Here is a 19,919-nt window from a genome sequence, read left to right as displayed (position 1 = left end):
TTCACGACGCGGCTCCTCTCACGGAGCCGTGTTCTTTTGCGATGGAGGCAAGTTGGAACTCGCGGGCAAACATCTCGTTTTAGGACTGACCGGCGGCATCGCCTGCTACAAGATCGCCGAACTGACGCGCCTGCTCGTCAAGGCCGGCGCAACCGTGCAGATCGTGATGACCGAAGCGGCCACGCAGTTCATCACGCCCGTCACGATGCAGGCGCTGTCGGGCCGTCCCGTGTACACGTCGCAGTGGGATGCGCGCATGCCGAACAACATGCCGCACATCGATCTTTCGCGCGAAGCGGATGCGATCGTCATCGCGCCCGCCTCGACCGACTTCATGGCGAAGCTCGCGCATGGCATGTGCGACGACCTGCTTTCGACGCTGTGCATCGCGCGCGATTGCCCGCTGCTCGTCGTGCCCGCGATGAACCGCCAGATGTGGCAAAGCCCGCCGACGCAGCGCAATGTCAGCCAGCTTCGCGCCGATGGCGTCGAAGTGCTCGGTCCGGATTCGGGCTCGCAGGCGTGCGGCGAAGTCGGCGACGGCCGCATGATCGAGCCGGAAGCCGCGTTCGAAGCGATCTGCGCGTTCTTTCAGCCGAAGATTCTGCGCGGCCAGCGCGTGCTGATTACCGCCGGTCCGACCTTCGAGCCGCTCGATCCGGTCCGCGGCATCACCAATCGTTCGTCGGGCAAGATGGGCTTCGCGCTCGCACGCGCGGCGGCGCAGGCGGGCGCGGACGTGCATCTCGTCGCCGGTCCGGTTTCCCTGCCGACGCCGTGGGGCGTGTATCGCGAAGACGTGCAGACCGCGCAGGAAATGCACGATGCGGTGATGGCCGCGACCCCTGACACCGACATCTTCATCGCGGTCGCCGCGGTGGCGGACTGGCGCGTCGATCACGTCAGCGAGCAGAAGATCAAAAAGACCGCCGACGCGTTGCCGACGTTCAACTTCATCGAGAATCCGGACATTCTCGCGTCGGTGGCGAAGCTGCCGAATCCGCCTTTTTGCGTCGGCTTTGCGGCGGAAAGCGGCAATCTCGAGGTTCATGGCGATGAGAAACGCAAGCGCAAGAACGTGCCGCTGCTGATCGGCAATATCGGACAGCTCACGTTCGGACGCGACGACAACGAAGTCGTGCTGTTCGAAGAAAGCGGCACGACACCGCTGCCGCGCGCCGGCAAGCAGGAACTCGCGCGCACGCTGATCGCGGAGATCGCAAAACGCGCGCCGAAGACCGGCGGCACGCTGTTGTCGTGACCGAACTCGACGCCGCGCGCACGCGCTCCTATCGACTTCCCGCCGATGCTTTCGAGCTCGGCCATTCCATTCAATAACGCCTCGATCCATGAAACTCGACGTCAAGATTCTCGATGCGCGCATGCGCGACTTCATGCCCGCCTACGCCACGCCCGGCAGCGCGGGCCTCGATCTGCGCGCGTGCCTCGATGCGCCGCTCGTCATCGAGCCGCATCAGACCGTGCTCGTGCCGACCGGCCTCGCCATTCATCTCGCCGATCCCGGCTATGCCGCGATGATCCTTCCGCGCTCGGGTCTGGGTCACAAGCATGGCATCGTTCTCGGCAATCTCGTTGGGCTGATCGATTCGGATTATCAAGGCCAACTGATGGTTTCGACGTGGAATCGCGGCGACACCGCGTTCACGCTGAACCCGATGGAGCGTCTCGCACAAATGGTGATCGTGCCGGTCGTGCAGGCGCAGTTCAATATCGTCGATGATTTCGAAGCGAGCGAGCGCGGGCTTGGTGGATTTGGAAGTACCGGGAAACACTGAAAGCGAATGCACTCGCGCTGGGACGAGACATAGATCGTCCCACTGATCAGTTCCATTACCGATGAAACGCGGATTATCTTTTAGATAATCCGCGTTTTTGTTTAACGATCCAAAATATCGAACTTTCAAATAGGAAAATTCTCGCAATCAAATCGCTTGCGCGTATTACAAACCTTCACAGTTATTTTGACATTACAAACCTATAACTCCCTACAGCAAAAGAACGCGCGGACTATCTCCATCAACATAACTGCAGCTATCTCGGCGCGTTGTTCGAGACAGCATCGAGTTCATCGCTTGACGATGAGCCCAATGTTTTCACGCACGTTTCCGCTGCGAAATTCCGATTCAAATGTTTGTTGTCGACTCTGACTTAATAAACCCGTGGAGGTAGCCATGTAGACCGCTTCAATACTCGATCCAATTGGATTAATCCGCGCTGCTTTATTTAGGATTCACAGTCATATCTCTAGGAGTGCATCATGGCCCAAGAATGTATGTTTTCAGACAACTATCAGCTCGCACTGGAATTTCCCACCGTCTCGCTGTCCGGCCTTGCACCGCCTGCCAGCGGATTCAAATTCTATGACCACTGGTTTTACTCCAATGACGCTGGCGTCCAATCAGTCTGCAACCCCGGCCGTGATGGGCAGGCGCTTCTGGGCGAAACAACTTCTACCGTAGTAAGTAAGCTTGATGTGGCTCAAGTGAGTCTCTACTCCAACACCTACACCGCGCAATTGTTTCCGACGTCGTATAACGGCCTGTTCTACCTTGTCGCCATTCAAGTAGATGCAGACATACACGGCAATGACTGCGAGGAAATCATCCTTGGCCCGCTTCCGCCCCCGCCTCTGGAAACCGTACTGGCGAGCCCCGACGATCACCACGATTCGTCGTGCATGCAAGGAATCGGCTGGAGATTTTTCACCATATTCGGAGTGTCGCCGGACTTCGTAAAACCCTCATCGGCAGTCTCGTTTCACAGCAATAACGGGGAACACGGCAAGTTTCGGCTCTCAGGTACAACTGGAGATAAAGACTTGCGCATCGTAACCATCAGCTCGATCAACATCATGGTCGGAACGCTCAACCCGTGAGGACGCAAACAGAAAACGCGCTTGCTCGTTTCCGCGCATCATCTGGACTTCGAGACTGATGGGATGGGACACGGATACATTAAACATGCTTGAGCATGGAACGGCCTGTTGTGAAACGCGCAAAAAAAAAGCGTGGGCTCTTTCGAGTCCACGCTTATCGTCCCGCCTTAAACGCGTTAATCCACTTCGATCGCTTCCGGATTCGGATTGCGCGGCGGCGCCGAGTTTTCGTCGAACGTCAGCTGCACCTTGTCGTCCGCATCGACATCGACCGTCACGCGGCCGCCGTTGACCAGCTTGCCGAACAGGAGCTCGTCGGCCAAGGCGCGACGGATCGTGTCCTGAATCAGACGCTGCATCGGACGCGCGCCCATCAGCGGATCGAAACCGTGCTTCGCCAGGTGCTTGCGCAGCGAATCGGTGAAGACCGCATCGACCTTCTTCTCGTGCAACTGATCTTCCAGTTGCATGAGGAACTTGTCGACCACGCGCAGGATGATTTCCTCGTCCAGCGAACGGAAGCTGATGATCTGGTCCAGACGGTTGCGGAACTCCGGCGTGAACATGCGCTTGATGTCGGCCATTTCGTCGCCCGACTCGCGTCGCGACGTGAAGCCGATCACCGCCTTGCCCATTGCCTCGGCCCCCGCGTTCGTCGTCATGATGATGATGACGTTGCGGAAATCCGCCTTGCGTCCGTTGTTGTCCGTCAGCGTGCCGTGGTCCATCACCTGCAAGAGCACGTTGTAGATGTCCGGATGCGCCTTCTCGATTTCGTCGAGGAGCAGCACGCAATGCGGCTTCTTCGTGACGGCTTCGGTCAGCAAACCGCCCTGGTCGAAACCGACATATCCCGGCGGCGCGCCGATCAGACGGCTGACCGCATGACGTTCCATGTACTCCGACATGTCGAAGCGCAGCAGTTCGATGCCCAGCGTGAACGCCAACTGCTTCGCGACCTCCGTCTTGCCGACGCCCGTCGGGCCGGAGAACAGGAACGCGCCGATCGGCTTGTCCAGCTTGCCGAGACCCGCGCGCGCCATCTTGATCGACGCCGACAGCGCGTCGATCGCCGGATCCTGACCGAACACGACGGCTTTCAGGTCGCGATCGAGCGTCTGGAGCTTGCTGCGGTCATCCTGCGACACGCTCTGCGCCGGCACGCGCGCGATCTTCGAGATGATCTCTTCGATCTCGCTCTTGCCGATGGTCTTCTTCTGCTTCGACTTCGGCAGGATGCGTTGCGCCGCGCCCGCTTCATCGATCACGTCGATGGCCTTGTCCGGCAGATGACGGTCCGTGATGAATCGTGCCGACAGTTCCGCCGCCGCCGACAGCGCACCCGACGAATACTTCACGCCGTGATGCTCTTCGAAGCGCGTCTTGAGGCCGCGCAGAATCGCCACCGTCTGTTCGACGGACGGCTCGGTGACATCGACCTTCTGGAAACGCCGCGACAACGCCGCGTCCTTCTCGAAGATGCCGCGATATTCCGTGAACGTGGTCGCGCCGATGCACTTCAACTGACCCGACGACAACGCCGGCTTCAGCAGGTTCGATGCGTCGAGCGTGCCGCCCGATGCCGCGCCCGCGCCGATCAGCGTATGAATTTCGTCGATGAACAGAATCGCGTGCGGACGCTCTTTCAGTTCCTTCAACACCGTCTTCAGACGTTGCTCGAAATCGCCGCGATACTTCGTGCCGGCGAGCAGCGCGCCCATGTCGAGCGAGTAGACCTGTGCATCGGCGAGGATGTCCGGCACTTCGCCGCGCGTGATGCGCCATGCGAGGCCCTCGGCGATCGCCGTCTTGCCGACGCCGGCTTCGCCGACGAGCAGCGGATTATTCTTGCGACGGCGGCACAGCACCTGCACCACACGCTCGACTTCGAGTTCACGGCCGATCAGCGGATCGATCTTGCCGTCCTTCGCGAGCTGGTTGAGGTTCTGCGTGAACTGCGCGAGCGGCGTTTCCTTCTGCGCAGCGGCGTCTTCCGATTCCGGATTCGCTTCGCTGCTCGCCTTGGCGGCGTCGCCGCTATTCGTCTTCGCAATGCCGTGCGAAATGAAATTCACGACATCGAGACGCGTGACGCCCTGCTGCTGCAGGTAGTACACCGCGTGCGAGTCCTTCTCGCCGAAGATCGCGACCAGCACGTTCGCGCCGGTCACTTCCTTCTTGCCATTCGAAGTCGATTGCACGTGCATGATCGCGCGCTGGATCACGCGCTGGAAACCAAGCGTCGGCTGAGTATCGACGTCGTCCGTGCCGGGCACGGTCGGCGTGTTGTCATGAATGAAATTGCGCAGGTTCTGACGCAAATCTTCAATGTTGGCTGCGCAGGCGCGCAACACTTCAGCCGCGGTCGGATTGTCCAACAGGGCGAGCAACAGGTGCTCGACCGTTATGAACTCATGCCGCGCCTGACGTGCTTCCATAAACGCCATGTGCAGACTGACTTCCAGTTCCTGGGCAATCATGCTTCCTCCATCACGCACTGCAGCGGATGCCCCGCTTGCCGTGCATGGCTAACGACTTGCTCAACTTTGGTCGACGCAATGTCTCGCGTGTAGACCCCACAAACTCCCCTGCCTTCGCGATGAACCTTGAGCATGATCTGCGTCGCGGTCTCACGATCCTTATTGAAGTATTCCTGCACGATCATCACGACGAATTCCATCGGCGTGAAGTCGTCATTCAGCAGCACCACCTTGTACATGGCCGGCTTCTTGAGCTTCTGCTCCTGCCGCTCCAGTACCGTGCCATCCTGCTTGTTGGGATTGATCGCCATACACCCATTCTAAACATCACGGACGTCCTCGCAATCGCCGCTCCAGCACCGACCGCCCGGTCGGAATGTGTCGCTGAAAACCGCACTCGCACAGGTGTCGCCCATCGAATCCTGCCGCTGCCCAACATTTCGGCGCGGCCCGCTTGCACCTCGTCGAAACCAGTATCGCACAGCTTCAAAAAAAACAAACCGAGCACCAAGCGCTGCGGGCCGCCGGGTATCACACAAGTGAGTCGATTATGCGACTTTTCAAGATGACTTGCTTGGACGGCAGCACACACGCAAAGCAGGAATTACCCTACGAATGCGCTCTTTGCAACGAGCTTAACGGCTATCCCAAAAATTCCTTGACACCCGATTTAAGAGATTTAACAATCAAACTGGCACTTTTTTCCGGGGGCCAACCACGGACGAAAAAAGAGGCCGAGGTGAGCTTGTGAGGAGGGGGCGGTTCACATTGTGGGGTGTGCCGTCGAGCTTTTCGAGCGTGCTCTGGGTGCGACAAGAGTTAGAGGGGAAGTACGAATGTCTACTGGTACGGTCAAATGGTTCAACGACGCGAAAGGCTACGGATTCATCACGCCCGATGAAGGCGGCGAGGATCTGTTCGCACATTTCTCGGCGATTCAAATGAACGGTTTCAAGACGCTCAAGGAAGGCCAGAAGGTCAGCTTCGAGATCGTCCAGGGACCGAAAGGCAAACAAGCTTCGAACATTCAGGACGCTGCCTGACCGTTCGATCGTCTTAGCCTCGTGAAACCCGGCCTTCGCGCCGGGTTTTTTCATGCCTCGCGCGTTGCACGCATATGAGGCATGTGCGCGAAATAAAAACCCCGGAAGGCGTAGGCCTTCCGGGGTTTTTATTTACCACATCGAATCGAGGTGAGTCCTCACATATTCTCGATCATCACCTCTCCGAAACCCGAACACGATACTTGCGTCGCGCCTTCCATCAAACGCGCGAAGTCGTACGTGACGCGCTTCGAAAGAATCGACTGCTCCATCGACGAAATGATGCGGTCCGCGGCCTCGAACCAGCCGAGATGGCGCAGCATCATTTCGGCGGACAAAATTTCCGAACCGGGATTCACGTAGTCCTTGCCCGCGTATTTCGGCGCCGTGCCGTGCGTCGCCTCGAACATCGCGACGGAATCCGACATGTTCGCGCCCGGCGCGATGCCGATGCCGCCCACCTGCGCCGCGAGCGCGTCCGAGATGTAGTCGCCGTTCAGGTTGAGCGTGGCGATCACGTCGTATTCGGCGGGACGCAGCAGGATTTGCTGAAGGAACGCATCGGCGATCACATCCTTCACGACGATATCGCTGCCCGACTTCGGATTCTTCACCTTCATCCACGGGCCGCCGTCGATCAGTTCCGCGCCGAACTCCTTCTGCGCGAGCGCGTAGCCGTAATCGCGGAAGGCGCCTTCGGTGAACTTCATGATGTTGCCCTTGTGCACGAGCGTCACCGAGCGGCGATCGTTGTCGATCGCGTACTGGATCGCCTTGCGCACGAGCCGCTCCGTGCCCTCCCGCGAAACGGGCTTGATGCCGAGTCCCGACGAATCAGGGAAGCGGATCTTCTTCACGCCCATTTCTTCGCGCAGGAACTTGATGACCTTCTTCGCTTCGGGCGAATCCGCCGGCCATTCGACGCCCGCGTAGATGTCTTCCGAATTCTCGCGGAAGATCACCATGTCGATCTTCTCCGGTTCGCGCACCGGCGACGGCACGCCCTTGAAGTAGCGCACCGGACGCAGACACACGTAGAGATCGAGTTGCTGACGTAGCGCCACGTTCAGCGAGCGGATGCCGCCGCCGACGGGCGTCGTGAGCGGCCCTTTGATCGACACGATGAAATCCTTCACCACTTCGAGCGTTTCGTCCGGCAGCCACACGTCGGGGCCGTAGACGCGCGTCGCCTTTTCGCCCGCGAAGATTTCCATCCATTGAATCTTGCGCTTGCCGCCGTAGGCCTTCTCGACCGCCGCATCGACGACCTTGATCATCACCGGCGTGATGTCGACGCCCGTGCCGTCGCCCTCGATATACGGGATGATCGGCTGATCCGAGACGTTGAGCGAGAAGTCCGCGTTGACGGTGATCTTGTCACCGCCTTCCGGAACCTTGATGTGCTGATACGGCATGGTCGACTCCAAATAAGGCCGGGCTTGAATGGAAGCAAGCAAACTGGATAGAGAGCGATGCGATGCAGCATGCGCGAGCGATGAACCCGCGCGATGAAGTTCACTTCATCATTCTAACCATGCTGGCTTGTCCCGGCGCGCCCGAAAGCCGCCGCGCGCATGCTTTAAGATGCCGCATCCGACCACGCCGCGCGCCTCGCATGTCACTTATCGCCCTGAACAAGCCCTTCGGCACCATCTGCCAGTTTTCGGCGCACGAGACGCGCGCGTCGCTCGGCGACTGGGTGAAGACGCCGGGCGTGTATCCCGCGGGCCGGCTCGACGCCGATAGCGAAGGCCTGCTCCTCCTCACCGACGACGGCGCGCTCCAGGCCCGCATCGCGGAGCCGCGTCACAAGCTGGTAAAGCGCTATTGGGCGCAAGTCGAAGGCGCGCCCGACGAAGCCGCGCTCGCGCGTCTTTCGAAAGGCGTCGATCTCGGCGATTACGTGACGCAGCCGTGCCGCAGCGCATTCGTCGACGAACGCGACATCGAAGCGCTCTGGCCACGCAATCCGCCGATCCGCTATCGCGCCGCCATCCCGACGACGTGGATCGAGCTCGCCATCACCGAAGGCAAGAATCGGCAGGTGCGGCGGATGACGGCTGCAGTCGGCTTTCCGACCTTGCGGCTCGTACGCGTCGCGATCGGCGCGCTCGATATCTTCACGCTCGGCCTGGCGCCGGGCGAGACTGTCGAGGTCGCCCCGCGCGCGCCGTGGCAGCGCGTTCGTTGAATCGCATTCAACTATCCTGAATATCGGCCGTGTGCATCGCCGTGTGCATCGTTTAGTGCGATGTGTTTAAACGTGCTGTCATCGAGATCGAGTAGCGCATATCGCGCCGCCGATATTTTTTTGTCGCCGCGCAATTTTCTCTGTAAATCGCGTCAACCGACTCTTCACGCGACGCGTTAAGGGCGTCAGATGCCGCATAAAGCTATCCGGCATGAGCGAATAACTGATTACAACTACCTGTGTGCTCCAGGGAGTTTGAAAGGTTCAAGCGTTCACAGTCGCATCGAATTTGAATTATCGATGTCGAGTGTCAACCGAAAGGTAGGTGGCTCGTTTACCGACATGACTCAATGACCGGGTCGTTTGGTTAATTAACTCAAGCTGAGGATTCACAGATGAACAAACTGATCGCTGCTCTCGTCGCTGGCCTGTTCGCAACCGCTGCTTTCGCACAAGAAGCTTCGGCACCGGCCGCTGCTGCTCCGGCAGCTGCGTCGTCGGCTCACAAGTCGGCTCACAAGAAGACGTCGCACAAGTCGTCGAAGTCGCACAAGAAGGCAGCCGCTGCGTCGGCTCCGGCAGCCGCTTCGGCAGCTCAGTAAGTTTTTTGTAAGAGGCGGTATAGCGAAGTCAAGAACGAGCATTACCGCCGTCCTTACGGCGTTCAAAGGGCAGATGGCCGCAAGGCGTCTGCCCTTTTGTTTTGTGCCTGCGCATCGAGTAACATGCGCGGGGTTTGTCCGGCTCAGGCGCAAGCCATCGATCAGAAAGGGAGCTTTGCCGTGAATCTCGTCTCGCGCTTCTTCAATCAACAAATCAACCTCGGCAAGCTCGCGCGCGCATGCGTGATCGCGCTTGCCCTGCCCTTCGCCGCACTGCCGCTCGCACAGGCGCAGACGATGCCGCCCGGCGCCAAGCAGCCGTCCGACTTTCCGCGCGCAAAGCTGACCGCGGGCATGTATGTGATCGACGCCGCCGTCGCCGCGAACGATGCCGATCGCGAGCAAGGTCTCATGTATCGCACGCAGCTCGCACCGAACGAAGGCATGCTCTTCGTGTTCAATGAAAACGCCGTGCATTGCTTCTGGATGAAGAACACGCTGATCCCGCTGTCGATCGCGTTCATCCGCGCGGACGGCACGATCACCGACATCGACGAGATGCAGGCCGAAACCGAGAACAACCACTGCCCGCGCAACAACGGCGTGTATGCGCTCGAAATGCCGAAGGGATGGTTTGCCGCGAAAGGCATCAAGCCGGGCACGCAGATCAAAGGCTTGCCGCGCGCGCAGTAACGCGCTTCTTGCCCGCCCGAACAACCGGCGTCGTCGCACGACACGCCGGTTTTTTTGCGTCCGGGAAGTCGCTTGCGCCGGGCTGGCAGGATTCCTGCAAAGAGCCTGCCGACGCGCTATCCTAAAAAGATTCGGCGCGACGCATTCGCGTTGGCTTCACACGCCGCGCCGACTCAAACCACAGGAGGTTCACGTGCCCCGCAAGACTCCCATCGAGCGCTATCGGAATATCGGAATCAGCGCTCACATCGATGCCGGCAAAACTACGACTACCGAGCGCATCCTTTTCTACACCGGCGTGACGCACAAGATCGGCGAAGTGCACGACGGCGCGGCCACGATGGACTGGATGGAGCAGGAGCAGGAACGCGGCATCACGATCACCTCCGCGGCAACGACGGCCTTCTGGAAAGGCATGGCCGGCAATTATCCGGAACATCGCATCAACATCATCGATACGCCGGGGCACGTCGACTTCACGATCGAAGTCGAGCGCTCGATGCGCGTGCTCGATGGCGCCTGCATGGTCTACGACTCGGTCGGCGGCGTGCAGCCGCAATCGGAAACCGTGTGGCGTCAGGCGAACAAGTACAAGGTGCCGCGCATCGCGTTCGTCAACAAGATGGACCGCGTCGGCGCGGACTTCTTTCGCGTGCAGCGGCAGATCGGCGACCGGCTGAAGGGCGTCGCGGTGCCGATCCAGATTCCGATCGGCGCGGAAGATCACTTTCAGGGCGTCGTCGACCTCGTGAAGATGAAGGCGATCGTCTGGGACGACGAGAGCCAGGGCATCAAGTTCACCTACGAGGAAGTTCCCGACAACCTCAAGGATCTCGCGCACGAGTGGCGCGAGAAGATGGTCGAGGCCGCCGCCGAAGCGAGCGAAGAGCTGCTCGAGAAGTATCTGGAAGACCACAACAGCCTGACCGAGGACGAGATCAAGGGCGCGCTGCGCAAACGCACGATCGCCAACGAAATCGTACCGATGCTCTGCGGCAGCGCGTTCAAGAACAAGGGCGTCCAGGCGATGCTCGACGCCGTGATCGACTACCTGCCCTCGCCCGTCGACGTGCCCGCGATTCTCGGCCACACGGAAGACGACGAGGAAGCGGAGCGTCATCCGAGCGACGACGAGCCGTTCTCCGCGCTCGCGTTCAAGATCATGACCGACCCGTTCGTCGGGCAGTTGATCTTCTTCCGCGTGTATTCGGGCGTCGTGAATTCAGGCGACACGGTCTTCAATCCGGTGAAGGACAAGAAGGAGCGCCTCGGCCGGATTCTGCAAATGCACGCGAACGAGCGCAAGGAAATCAAGGAGGTGCGCGCGGGCGACATCGCGGCGGCCGTCGGTCTCAAGGAAGCGACGACCGGCGACACGCTTTGCGATCCGCAGAACGTCATCATCCTCGAACGGATGATCTTCCCTGAACCGGTGATCTCGCAGGCCGTCGAACCGAAGACGAAGGCCGATCAGGAAAAGATGGGCATCGCGCTGAACCGTCTCGCGCAGGAAGATCCGTCGTTCCGCGTGACGACCGATGAGGAATCGGGCCAGACGATCATCTCCGGCATGGGCGAGCTGCACCTCGAGATTCTCGTCGACCGGATGAAGCGCGAGTTCGGCGTCGAGGCGACGGTCGGCAAGCCGCAGGTCGCGTATCGCGAGACCGTGCGCAACAAGGTCGAGGATGTCGAAGGCAAATTCGTCAAGCAGTCGGGCGGACGCGGGCAGTACGGTCACGCCGTGATCGCGCTGGAGCCGGACCCCGGCAAGGGCTACGAGTTCGTCGACCAGATCAAGGGCGGCGTGATTCCGCGCGAGTTCATCCCCGCCGTCGACAAGGGCATTCAGGAAACGCTGAAGGCCGGCGTGCTCGCGGGCTATCCGGTCGTCGACGTGAAAGTGCGGCTCACCTTCGGCTCGTATCACGATGTCGATTCGAACGAAAACGCGTTCCGCATGGCCGGCTCGATGGCCTTCAAGGAAGCGATGCGCAAGGCGAAGCCCGTGCTGCTCGAACCGATGATGGCCGTCGAAGTCGAGACGCCCGAGGACTTCATGGGCAACGTGATGGGCGATCTCTCGGGCCGGCGCGGCATCGTGCAGGGCATGGAGGACATCGCGGGCGGCGGCGGCAAGCTCGTGCGCGCGGAAGTGCCGCTTGCCGAGATGTTCGGCTACTCGACGTCGCTGCGCTCGCTGACGCAAGGCCGCGCGACCTACACGATGGAGTTCAAGCATTACGCGGAGACGCCGTCGAACGTGTCGGAAGCGATCATCAATTCGAAAGCGAAATAATCGCGATCGAACCGTGTAGTATCGGAAGTCCGTTGCTCGCTTCCTTGATGGCGGCAACGGACTTTTTCATATCCGCAGACGATACACGGGCATGAGCGACATGAGCGATCCACATCAGCACATCGATTGGCGCGAACACGGCGTCAAGGTCATCAAGGGCGATCAGCTCGACACCAACACGCCGCAGACGCCCGGCATGAACCGCGCGGCTGCCATCAACGCGGCGCGCGTCGGCGCCCAGAAAATCTGGGCCGGCACGGTCACGATCCATCCGAATGCGAAAACCGGCGCGCATCATCACGGCGCGCTCGAAAGCGTCATCTATGTCGTGCGCGGCCAGGCGCGCATGCGCTGGGGCGAGCATCTCGAGTTCACGGCCGAGGCCGGTCCCGGCGACTTCATTTTCGTGCCGCCTTATGTGCCGCACCAGGAAATCAACGCGAGCACCGCCGATCCGCTCGAATGCGTGCTCGTGCGCAGCGACAACGAAGCGGTGGTGGTGAATCTGAACATCGATGCCGTCGAGAAGCCCGAGGAAGTCTATTGGGTCGATCCGATTCACAAGCATCCACACGATCACTGAAAAGCGCACGGGCGCGTCATGGAGCGGCGCGTTCCTTGCTAGCGATGCCCGAATGCACCTCGACGGCGCGGTCGAGCCGATCGCGCGTGGGCGACGGCCAGCAAACAACGACAACGGAAAAGCACACGATGAAGAAACCTTCGACCGACGCGCATCTTCTGGAACTGGCCCGCCCTCGCGCGGGCGAACTGGGCAATCACGCGATCGACGAGTTCATGGCCGGACGCCTCACGCGCCGCGAGTTGCTGCGCCATGCGAGCGTGCTCGGCATCGCGCTCACGGCGGGCGGCATCTTCGGTATGCCGGGCGCGCGGGCGCAAGGCGCGGGCAAGCCGGGCGGCACGATCCGCGTCGCGCATCTGATGCCCGCGGGCGCCGTCGATCCGCTCACCGTGACGGATGCGTCGGGGCTTGCGCTCATCAATCAGACCGGCGAATTTCTCGTCGACGACGACAGCGAGCATCTGACGCTCAAGCCGGCGCTCGCGCTGTCGTGGTCGTCGAATGCCAAGGGCGACGTGTGGACGTTCAAGCTGCGCCCGAACGTGAAGTTCCACGACGGCCAGCCGATGACCGCGAAGGACGTCGTCGCGACCTTCAACCGCCTGTCCGATCCGGCGACCGGCTCGGCTGCGCTTTCGGTGCTGAAGGGCGTGCTGTCGAAGGATTCGGCGAAGGCCGTCGACGATCACACCGTCGAGTTTCATCTCGACGCGCCCAATGGCAATTTCCCGTATTACGTTTCCTCGGATACGTATAACGCCGTGATCCTCCCGGCGAATTTCAGCGGCCCTTACGAGAAGACGTTCATGGGCACGGGCGCGCTGAAGCTGGAGAAATACACGCCGAAAGTGGGCGCATCGTTCGTGCGCAATCCCGACTACTGGGGCGAGAAAGCGCTGCCCGATCGCGTGCAGTTTTCCTTCTACGCGGATCAACAGGCGCAGCTTCTCGCGATGCAAGGCCGCCAGGCCGACGTGATGGGCGACTTCACGGTGCAAGGCGGGGTCGCGATGCTGACGAATCCGCAATTCAAGGTGCTCGGCACGAAGTCGAGTTCGCATCGGCAACTGCATATGCGCTGCGACATGGCGCCGTTCAAGGACAAGCGCGTGCGTCAGGCGCTCGCGCTCGCGATCGATCGCGAAGTCATCGTGAAGGGCCTGTTCCGCGGCCGCGCGCAAGTCGGCAACGACAGCCCGTTCGCGCCGGTTTTTCCGTCGAGCGATCTCAGCGTGCCGCAACGCAAGATCGACATCGCGCAGGCGAAGAAGCTGATGAGCGATGCCGGCGTCGCGAACGGCTTCGACGTCACGCTCACGACCGAAAAGTACATGGAGATTCCCGATCTCGCAGTCGTCGTGCAGAACGCGGCGAAGGCGATCGGCATACGCATCCAGTTGAAGGTCGAGAGTCAGGACCTCTATTACGGCTCGGGCACGTTCGGCAAGTCGGACTGGCTCGATTCGCCGCTCGGCATCACCGATTACGGGCATCGCGGCGTGCCGAACGTGTTCCTCAACGCGCCGCTGACGAGCGGCGGCACCTGGAACGCGGCGCACTTCAAGAATCCCGAATACGACAAGCTCGTCGCGCAGTTCGTCGCGGCGCTCGACGTCGCGTCGCAGAAGAAGCTGTCCGGGCAGATTCAGCATTTGCTGCTCGACGAAACGCCGGTCGTCATCCCCTACTTCTACGACCAGCTGATCGTCACGCGCGCCAATGTCTCCGGCGTGCGCTTCAACGCGATTTCGCAGATGTGGTTCGACCGCGCGACGATCTCGGCGTAAGCGAATGAGCACGATCACGCCCACGGCGCACGTCGCCGACTTCGCCCGAATGAAGCGCATCGCGCGCTTCGTCGGCGTGCGGCTCTCGCTCGCGCTCGTCACGCTGTGGCTTCTGTCGATGATCGTGTTCGCGGGCGGCCAGTTGCTGCCCGGCGACGTCGGCCGCGCGATTCTCGGCCCGCTCGCCGATGCGCGCGCGGTCGCCGCGCTCAACCATCAGCTTGGCGTCGACCGGCCGCTTCTCACGCAGTATTCGAGCTGGATCGGCCATTTCCTGCGCGGCGACATGGGCGAGTCCTACGCGTTTCGCGCGCCCGTGGCGCCGTTCATCGGCAACGCGCTGTGGAATTCGGCGAAGCTCGGCGCGCTCGCGTTCGTCGTCGTGGTGCCGCTCGGCATCGCGGGCGGCGTGTACGCGGCGCTGCATTCGGGACGATGGATCGATCGCGTCATCAGCATCGGCGGATTGACGGCGACGGTGGTGCCGGAATTCGTCTCGTCGATCGTGCTGATCCTGATCTTCGGCGTCTGGCTGCAATGGCTGCCGATCGAAGCGACCGCGCCTGCCGACGCGGGCTTCTTCACGCAACTCGAACATCTGATCCTGCCAGTGCTGCCGCTCGTCTTCGTGTTCTTCGGCTACATCGCGCGGATGGCGCGCGCGGGCACCGTCGAAGCGCTCGACGCCGATTACACGCGCACCGCGATCCTGAAGGGCTTGCCGCAGCGCGTCGTGATCGTGCGCCATGTGCTGCGCAACGCGCTTTTGCCGACCGTCACCGTCGCCGCGACGCAGCTCGGCTACATGATCGGCGGACTCGTCGTCGTGGAAACGCTGTTTCACTACCAGGGCATCGGCTCGCTGATCTACAACGCCGCAAAAGCGAAGGACTTTCCGATGCTCGAAGCGGGCGTGTTGACCATCGGCGTGATCTATACGGCGGCGAATCTGATCGCCGATGCGCTCTACGTCGTGCTCAATCCGCGCCTGCGCACCGGGGAAGCGAAATGAGCACGGCGGCCGCTATCGCACCGAAATCGCGCCGCTTCGAAGCGTTGAGCGCGCTCGTGCGTTCCGCGACCTTCGATATCGGCGTGCTGATCCTGCTCTTCTGGGTGCTGTGCGCGCTCTTCGGCCACTGGCTCGTGCCGCACGATCCCTACGCGTCCGATCCGCTCAACTCGCTCGTCGCGCCTTCGGGCGATCACTGGTTCGGCACCGACCAGCTCGGTCGCGACGTGTTCGCGCGCGTGATCGTCGGCTCGCGCGACATTCTGACGATCGCGCCGCTCGCGACCTTGCTCGGCACGGCGGCGGGCACGGCGCTCGGGCTCGTCGTCGGCTATTTCGACGGCTGGGTCGACGCCGCCATCGGCCGCGTGATCGATGCGCTGCTCGCGCTGCCGCTCGTGATCGTCGCGCTGCTCGCGCTCGCCGCCGTCGGCGCGAGCAACACGACAGTGATCCTCGTCATCGGCCTCACCTTCGCGCCGATCACCGCGCGCACCGTGCGCGCCGCCGTGCTGAGCGAGCGCCATCTCGACTACGTGCTCGCGGCGCAATTGCGCGGCGAGAACGCGCTCTACATCATGTTCGCGGAGATTCTGCCGAACGTGCTGCCGCCGATCATCGTCGAGGCGACCGTTCGTCTCGGCTACGCGATCTTCGCCGTCGCGACGCTGTCGTTTCTCGGCTTCGGCATTCAGCCGCCGTCCGCCGACTGGGGTCTCGCCTTGTCCGAAAGCTATACGCTGATGGCGGGCGGCGCGTGGTGGACCGTCGTCTTCGACGCCGCCGCGATCGCATCGCTGGTCGTCGCGGTGAATCTCGTCGCGGATGCCGTGCAAGGAGTGCTCGACCGATGAACGGACCGCCGCCATCGGCTTTTCCCACGTTCGGCGCCGCGAAAGGCGATCAGGCCGACGCGCTCACGGTCGTCGGCCTCACGGTCGCGTACCGTTCGCGCGGACGCGAACGTGACGTGCTGCAGGACGTCACGTTGCGCGTCAGGCGCGGCGAGGCCTACGGGCTGGTCGGTGAATCGGGCTGTGGCAAGTCGACCGCCGCGCTCGCGGTGCTGCGCTACTTGCCGCGCAACGGGCGCGTGAAGGCTGGCCGCATTTCGATCGCCGGGCGCGACGTCGCCGCGCTCGACGCCGACGCGCTGCGCGGCATGCGCGCGACCGCCGTGTCGATGGTCTATCAGGATCCCGGACGCGCGCTGAATCCGTCGCTGACGATCGCGCGGCAAGTCTCCGAAGCGTTCGAAGTCACGGGCGCATCCGCCGACGAAGCGCTGTCGCGCACGGCCGACATGCTGAGACGCGTGCGCATCGCATCGCCCGAACGCGTGATGAAGAGTTATCCGCATCAGCTTTCGGGCGGGATGCAGCAACGCGTGGTCATCGCGATGGCGCTCGCGTGCAATCCCGAACTGCTGATTCTCGACGAACCGACCACCGGTCTCGACGCCACCGTCGAAGCCGAAGTGCTCGATCTCATCGCGCAATTGCGTGCGGAGTTGGGCACGGCCGTGCTCTTCATCAGCCACAATCTCGCGGTGATCGGGCGCATGTGCGATCGCGTCGGCGTGCTGTACGCGGGCAAGCTCGTCGAGGAAGGCACGACCGCCGACGTGTTCGCCAAGCCGCGTCATCCGTACACGGTCGGCCTGCTGCGCTGTCTGCCGCGTGCGGGGCGCGCCAAGGGAACGGGCCGGCTCGACACGATTCCAGGCTCGCTCCCGCTGCCCGGATCGATCACGCAGGGCTGCATTTTCGCGCCGCGCTGCAAGCTCGCCGACGAGCGTTGTCTGAAGGACGCGCCGCCGCCGTATCGCGTGGCGTCGGCGCACGGCGATCAGATGGCGCGCTGTCACTATCACGAACGCGCGGAAACGCTGCCGCGCTCGGCCGACGAAGCGCCGGTGCCCGTCGCCGATGCCGACGGTGTCGATCAGCCGCTCGCGCTATCCGCGCGCAATCTCTCGAAGACATTCCGCGTCGGCGATGCAGACGTGCGCGCCGTCCACGATGTCTCGCTCGATCTCGTGCAGGGCGAAACGCTCGGGCTCGTCGGCGAATCGGGCAGCGGCAAGACGACGCTCGCGAAGCTGCTGCTCGGCCTCGTATCGCCCGACAAAGGCGCGTCGCTCGAGCTCGACGGCGCCGCGCTGCCCGAGCGCGTGACCCGGCGCAGCGAAGAACAGGTGAAGTCGCTGCAGATCGTCTTTCAGAACCCGGATTCCGCGCTGAATCGCGCGCATTCCGTGCGGCAACTGATCGCGCGTTCGCTGTCGAAGCTCGCCGCGTTGCACGGCGAAGCGAAGGAACAGCGCCTGCACACGCTGACCGAAGCGGTGCGTCTGCCGGAGCGCTATCTGAGCTCGCGCACGCGGCAACTGTCGGGCGGATTGAAGCAGCGCGTCGCGATCGCGCGCGCGTTCGCGGGCGATCCGCGCGTCGTCGTGTGCGACGAACCGACTTCCGCGCTCGATGTCTCCGTGCAGGCCGCAATCCTCAATCTGCTTGCCGATCTGCAGCGCGAGCGCCGCGTCTCCTACGTGTTCATCTCGCATGATTTGCATGTCGTGCGCTATCTGTCGGACCGCATCGCCGTGCTGTATCTCGGGCGCATCATGGAGATCGGGCGCGCGGCCGCCGTCTTCGACGGACCGCAGCATCCGTACACCGAAGCATTGCTGTCGTCGGTGCCGTCGATCGACGGGACGCACGCGAAGCGCATCCGGCTGTCGGGCGAGTTGCCGAGCGCGGCGAATCCGCCTTCGGGCTGCGTGTTCCATACGCGCTGTCCGCGCAAGATCGGCGAAATCTGCGAAACCGAAACGCCGCCGTGCCGCGACGCCGGCGACGGTCACGCGATTCATTGCCACATTCCCGTCGACGAATTGCGCACGCTGCAGCGTCAGGCGCGCTGAGGCTTTCGTCGGAACCAAAGCGGCGTTGCGCGCCTCTCATCGGTTCAACCTTCAAAACAACGAGGATTCAACCGATGAAACCCGCCCTCTCCGCCGCGCTTTGCGCACTGACTTTCGGCGTCGCGACGGCCGCGCAGGCGCAGACCGCACCACAGGCTCCGGCGCCCGGCGCGTCCGATCCGACTTTCTCGGCCTACGCGCTCGCGCAGCAATGCGCCGCGAAGTCCGACAACACGGCGCAAGGACAATGCGTGGGCGCGGTACGCGGAATCGTGCGCGGTTATCAGTACGGCGTGCTGTTTCTGTCGCAGCGCACCTCGCTGCCCGATGGCGAGACGAAGCGCGTATCGCTGTGTCTCGCGGACACGACCGTGTCGTCGATCGTCGACGACTTCCTCGCCGATGCGAAGCAGGTCAACGAAGCCGATCTGAGGCGCACGCCCGCGGAAGTCGCGGTGCTCGGCTCGGTGCACGCGCATCACGCGTGCACGTGATCCGGCGCGTCGTCACAGCATTTCGAGCGGGCGCTTCGACTTCGGCGGCTTGAACTGCCGATCGATGTCCGCGAGCTCGTCGGCGGACAGGTGAAGATCGAGCGCCGCGCGATTCTCGCGAACGTGCGCGACATCCGACGCTTTCGGAATCGCGAATACCTGCGGCTGCTGCAGCACCCACGCGAGCGCCACCTGAAACGCCGACACGCCGCGCGCCGCCGCGATCTGTTCCAGCGCGCCGCCGCGCGGCAGACGCGCGTGATCGACGGGGCTGTACGCCATCGCGGGCATGCGGTGCTCACGCAGCCACGGCAACAGATCGAACTCCGCCCCGCGCCGCGCGACGTTGAAGAGAATCTGATCGGTCGCGCAGGCGTCGCCGCCATCGAGCGATAAGAGTTCTTCCATGTCGTCCGTGTCGAAGTTGCTCACGCCCCAGTGGCGAATCTTGCCGTCGTCCTTCAGTTTTTCGAAACCCGCGATCACGCCTTCGAGATCCTCGCCGCCGCGCCAGTGCAGCAAATACAGATCGATGCGATCGGTCTTCAGGCGTTTCAGGCTGCGCTCGCATGCGCTCTGCACGCCGCGCTCGCTGCCGTTATGCGGATACACCTTGCTGACGATGAAAAGCTCGTCGCGCCTGTCGCCGAGCGCTTCGGCGATGAGCTTCTCGCTTTCGCCTTCGCCGTACATCTCGGCGGTATCGATGAGCGTCATGCCGAGATCGACGCCCTCGCGCAAAGCGGCGATCTCGCTCTTGCGCGCGTTCGGGCGCTCGCCCATTTCCCAGGTGCCCTGGCCGAGTTTCGGAATCGCTTCGCCGGACGGAAGCGTGACGGTTGCCGCATTGGATTGAGCCATGAAGAAGTCTCCTTGCAGGTCCGCCGATTATGGCGCAAGGAGCACGCCC

The 19,919-nt window shown here is 62.2% G+C and carries 18 protein-coding genes; 14 read left to right on the top strand and 4 right to left on the bottom strand.

Annotated elements, in window-relative coordinates; genetic code table 11:
• Positions 1 to 52: 52 nt before the first annotated feature.
• From coaBC to NCS67_RS02390, 3 genes are all read left to right on the top strand, one after another.
• Positions 53 to 1,261 (top strand): bifunctional phosphopantothenoylcysteine decarboxylase/phosphopantothenate--cysteine ligase CoaBC, encoded by a 1,209-nt coding sequence (coaBC, locus tag NCS67_RS02400; protein ID WP_034472998.1) that lies wholly within the window; start codon positions 53 to 55, stop codon positions 1,259 to 1,261.
• An 88-nt stretch (positions 1,262 to 1,349) separates the two neighbouring features.
• Positions 1,350 to 1,796, top strand: coding sequence for a dUTP diphosphatase (gene dut, locus NCS67_RS02395; protein WP_008351195.1), 447 nt, complete (start codon positions 1,350 to 1,352; stop codon positions 1,794 to 1,796).
• A gap of 482 nt (positions 1,797 to 2,278) precedes the next feature.
• Positions 2,279 to 2,896, top strand: coding sequence for a hypothetical protein (locus NCS67_RS02390; RefSeq protein WP_250433957.1), 618 nt, complete (start codon positions 2,279 to 2,281; stop codon positions 2,894 to 2,896).
• A 176-nt stretch (positions 2,897 to 3,072) separates the two neighbouring features.
• Here NCS67_RS02390 and clpA read toward each other — a convergent pair whose 3' ends face one another.
• Together clpA and clpS are read right to left on the bottom strand one after the other, a co-directional pair.
• Positions 3,073 to 5,376: an ATP-dependent Clp protease ATP-binding subunit ClpA gene (clpA, locus tag NCS67_RS02385; protein WP_008351197.1), complete on the bottom strand. Its 2,304-nt coding sequence runs from the start codon at positions 5,374 to 5,376 to the stop codon at positions 3,073 to 3,075.
• Positions 5,373 to 5,687 (bottom strand): ATP-dependent Clp protease adapter ClpS, encoded by a 315-nt coding sequence (clpS, locus tag NCS67_RS02380; protein WP_008351199.1) that lies wholly within the window; start codon positions 5,685 to 5,687, stop codon positions 5,373 to 5,375. The genes clpA and clpS overlap by 4 nt, the downstream gene beginning before the upstream one ends.
• A gap of 525 nt (positions 5,688 to 6,212) precedes the next feature.
• Here clpS and cspD point away from each other — a divergent pair.
• Positions 6,213 to 6,419, top strand: a complete 207-nt coding sequence (cspD, locus tag NCS67_RS02375) for a cold shock domain-containing protein CspD (RefSeq protein WP_008351201.1) — start codon at positions 6,213 to 6,215, stop codon at positions 6,417 to 6,419.
• A 158-nt stretch (positions 6,420 to 6,577) separates the two neighbouring features.
• On the opposite strand, the gene icd is transcribed toward cspD, so the two are convergent.
• Complete coding sequence (gene icd / locus NCS67_RS02370) at positions 6,578 to 7,834, bottom strand: NADP-dependent isocitrate dehydrogenase (protein WP_008351202.1); 1,257 nt, start codon at positions 7,832 to 7,834, stop codon at positions 6,578 to 6,580.
• 200 nt (positions 7,835 to 8,034) lie between these two features.
• On the opposite strand from icd, the gene NCS67_RS02365 reads away from it, so the two are divergent.
• The 10 genes from NCS67_RS02365 to NCS67_RS02320 all read left to right on the top strand — a co-directional run bounded on the left by NCS67_RS02365 (position 8,035) and on the right by NCS67_RS02320 (position 19,009).
• Complete coding sequence (locus NCS67_RS02365; protein WP_008351207.1) at positions 8,035 to 8,610, top strand: pseudouridine synthase; 576 nt, start codon at positions 8,035 to 8,037, stop codon at positions 8,608 to 8,610.
• A 395-nt stretch (positions 8,611 to 9,005) separates the two neighbouring features.
• Entirely contained in the window at positions 9,006 to 9,212 is a 207-nt protein-coding gene (locus NCS67_RS02360) for a hypothetical protein (RefSeq protein ID WP_075583544.1), read from the top strand.
• Between the two features lie 123 nt (positions 9,213 to 9,335).
• Complete coding sequence (locus NCS67_RS02355) at positions 9,336 to 9,905, top strand: DUF192 domain-containing protein (protein ID WP_008351215.1); 570 nt, start codon at positions 9,336 to 9,338, stop codon at positions 9,903 to 9,905.
• Between the two features lie 193 nt (positions 9,906 to 10,098).
• Positions 10,099 to 12,204, top strand: a complete 2,106-nt coding sequence (gene fusA / locus NCS67_RS02350) for an elongation factor G (RefSeq protein WP_250433955.1) — start codon at positions 10,099 to 10,101, stop codon at positions 12,202 to 12,204.
• 100 nt (positions 12,205 to 12,304) lie between these two features.
• Positions 12,305 to 12,787, top strand: a complete 483-nt coding sequence (locus tag NCS67_RS02345) for a cupin domain-containing protein (RefSeq protein WP_033537126.1) — start codon at positions 12,305 to 12,307, stop codon at positions 12,785 to 12,787.
• A 128-nt stretch (positions 12,788 to 12,915) separates the two neighbouring features.
• Complete coding sequence (locus NCS67_RS02340; protein ID WP_250433946.1) at positions 12,916 to 14,577, top strand: ABC transporter substrate-binding protein; 1,662 nt, start codon at positions 12,916 to 12,918, stop codon at positions 14,575 to 14,577.
• Positions 14,578 to 14,581: 4 nt separating this feature from the next.
• Positions 14,582 to 15,589, top strand: coding sequence for an ABC transporter permease (locus NCS67_RS02335; protein WP_250433945.1), 1,008 nt, complete (start codon positions 14,582 to 14,584; stop codon positions 15,587 to 15,589).
• Positions 15,586 to 16,443: an ABC transporter permease gene (locus NCS67_RS02330; RefSeq protein WP_008351220.1), complete on the top strand. Its 858-nt coding sequence runs from the start codon at positions 15,586 to 15,588 to the stop codon at positions 16,441 to 16,443. Before NCS67_RS02335 ends, NCS67_RS02330 begins: the two co-directional genes overlap by 4 nt.
• On the top strand, positions 16,440 to 18,515 hold the full coding sequence (locus NCS67_RS02325; protein WP_250433944.1) for an ABC transporter ATP-binding protein: 2,076 nt from the start codon (positions 16,440 to 16,442) through the stop codon (positions 18,513 to 18,515). The genes NCS67_RS02330 and NCS67_RS02325 overlap by 4 nt, the downstream gene beginning before the upstream one ends.
• Positions 18,516 to 18,589: 74 nt before the next feature.
• On the top strand, positions 18,590 to 19,009 hold the full coding sequence (locus NCS67_RS02320; protein ID WP_008351222.1) for a Rap1a/Tai family immunity protein: 420 nt from the start codon (positions 18,590 to 18,592) through the stop codon (positions 19,007 to 19,009).
• Between the two features lie 12 nt (positions 19,010 to 19,021).
• Here NCS67_RS02320 and NCS67_RS02315 read toward each other — a convergent pair whose 3' ends face one another.
• Positions 19,022 to 19,870, bottom strand: coding sequence for an aldo/keto reductase (locus tag NCS67_RS02315; RefSeq protein WP_250433942.1), 849 nt, complete (start codon positions 19,868 to 19,870; stop codon positions 19,022 to 19,024).
• Positions 19,871 to 19,919: the final 49 nt, after the last annotated feature.

It is taken from the genome of Caballeronia sp. ATUFL_F2_KS9A (assembly GCF_023630765.1).
Taxonomy (GTDB): Bacteria; Pseudomonadota; Gammaproteobacteria; order Burkholderiales; family Burkholderiaceae; genus Caballeronia; species Caballeronia zhejiangensis.
Note: the sequence above shows the minus strand (reverse complement) of the source record. Positions and strands in the feature narration are given on the sequence as shown.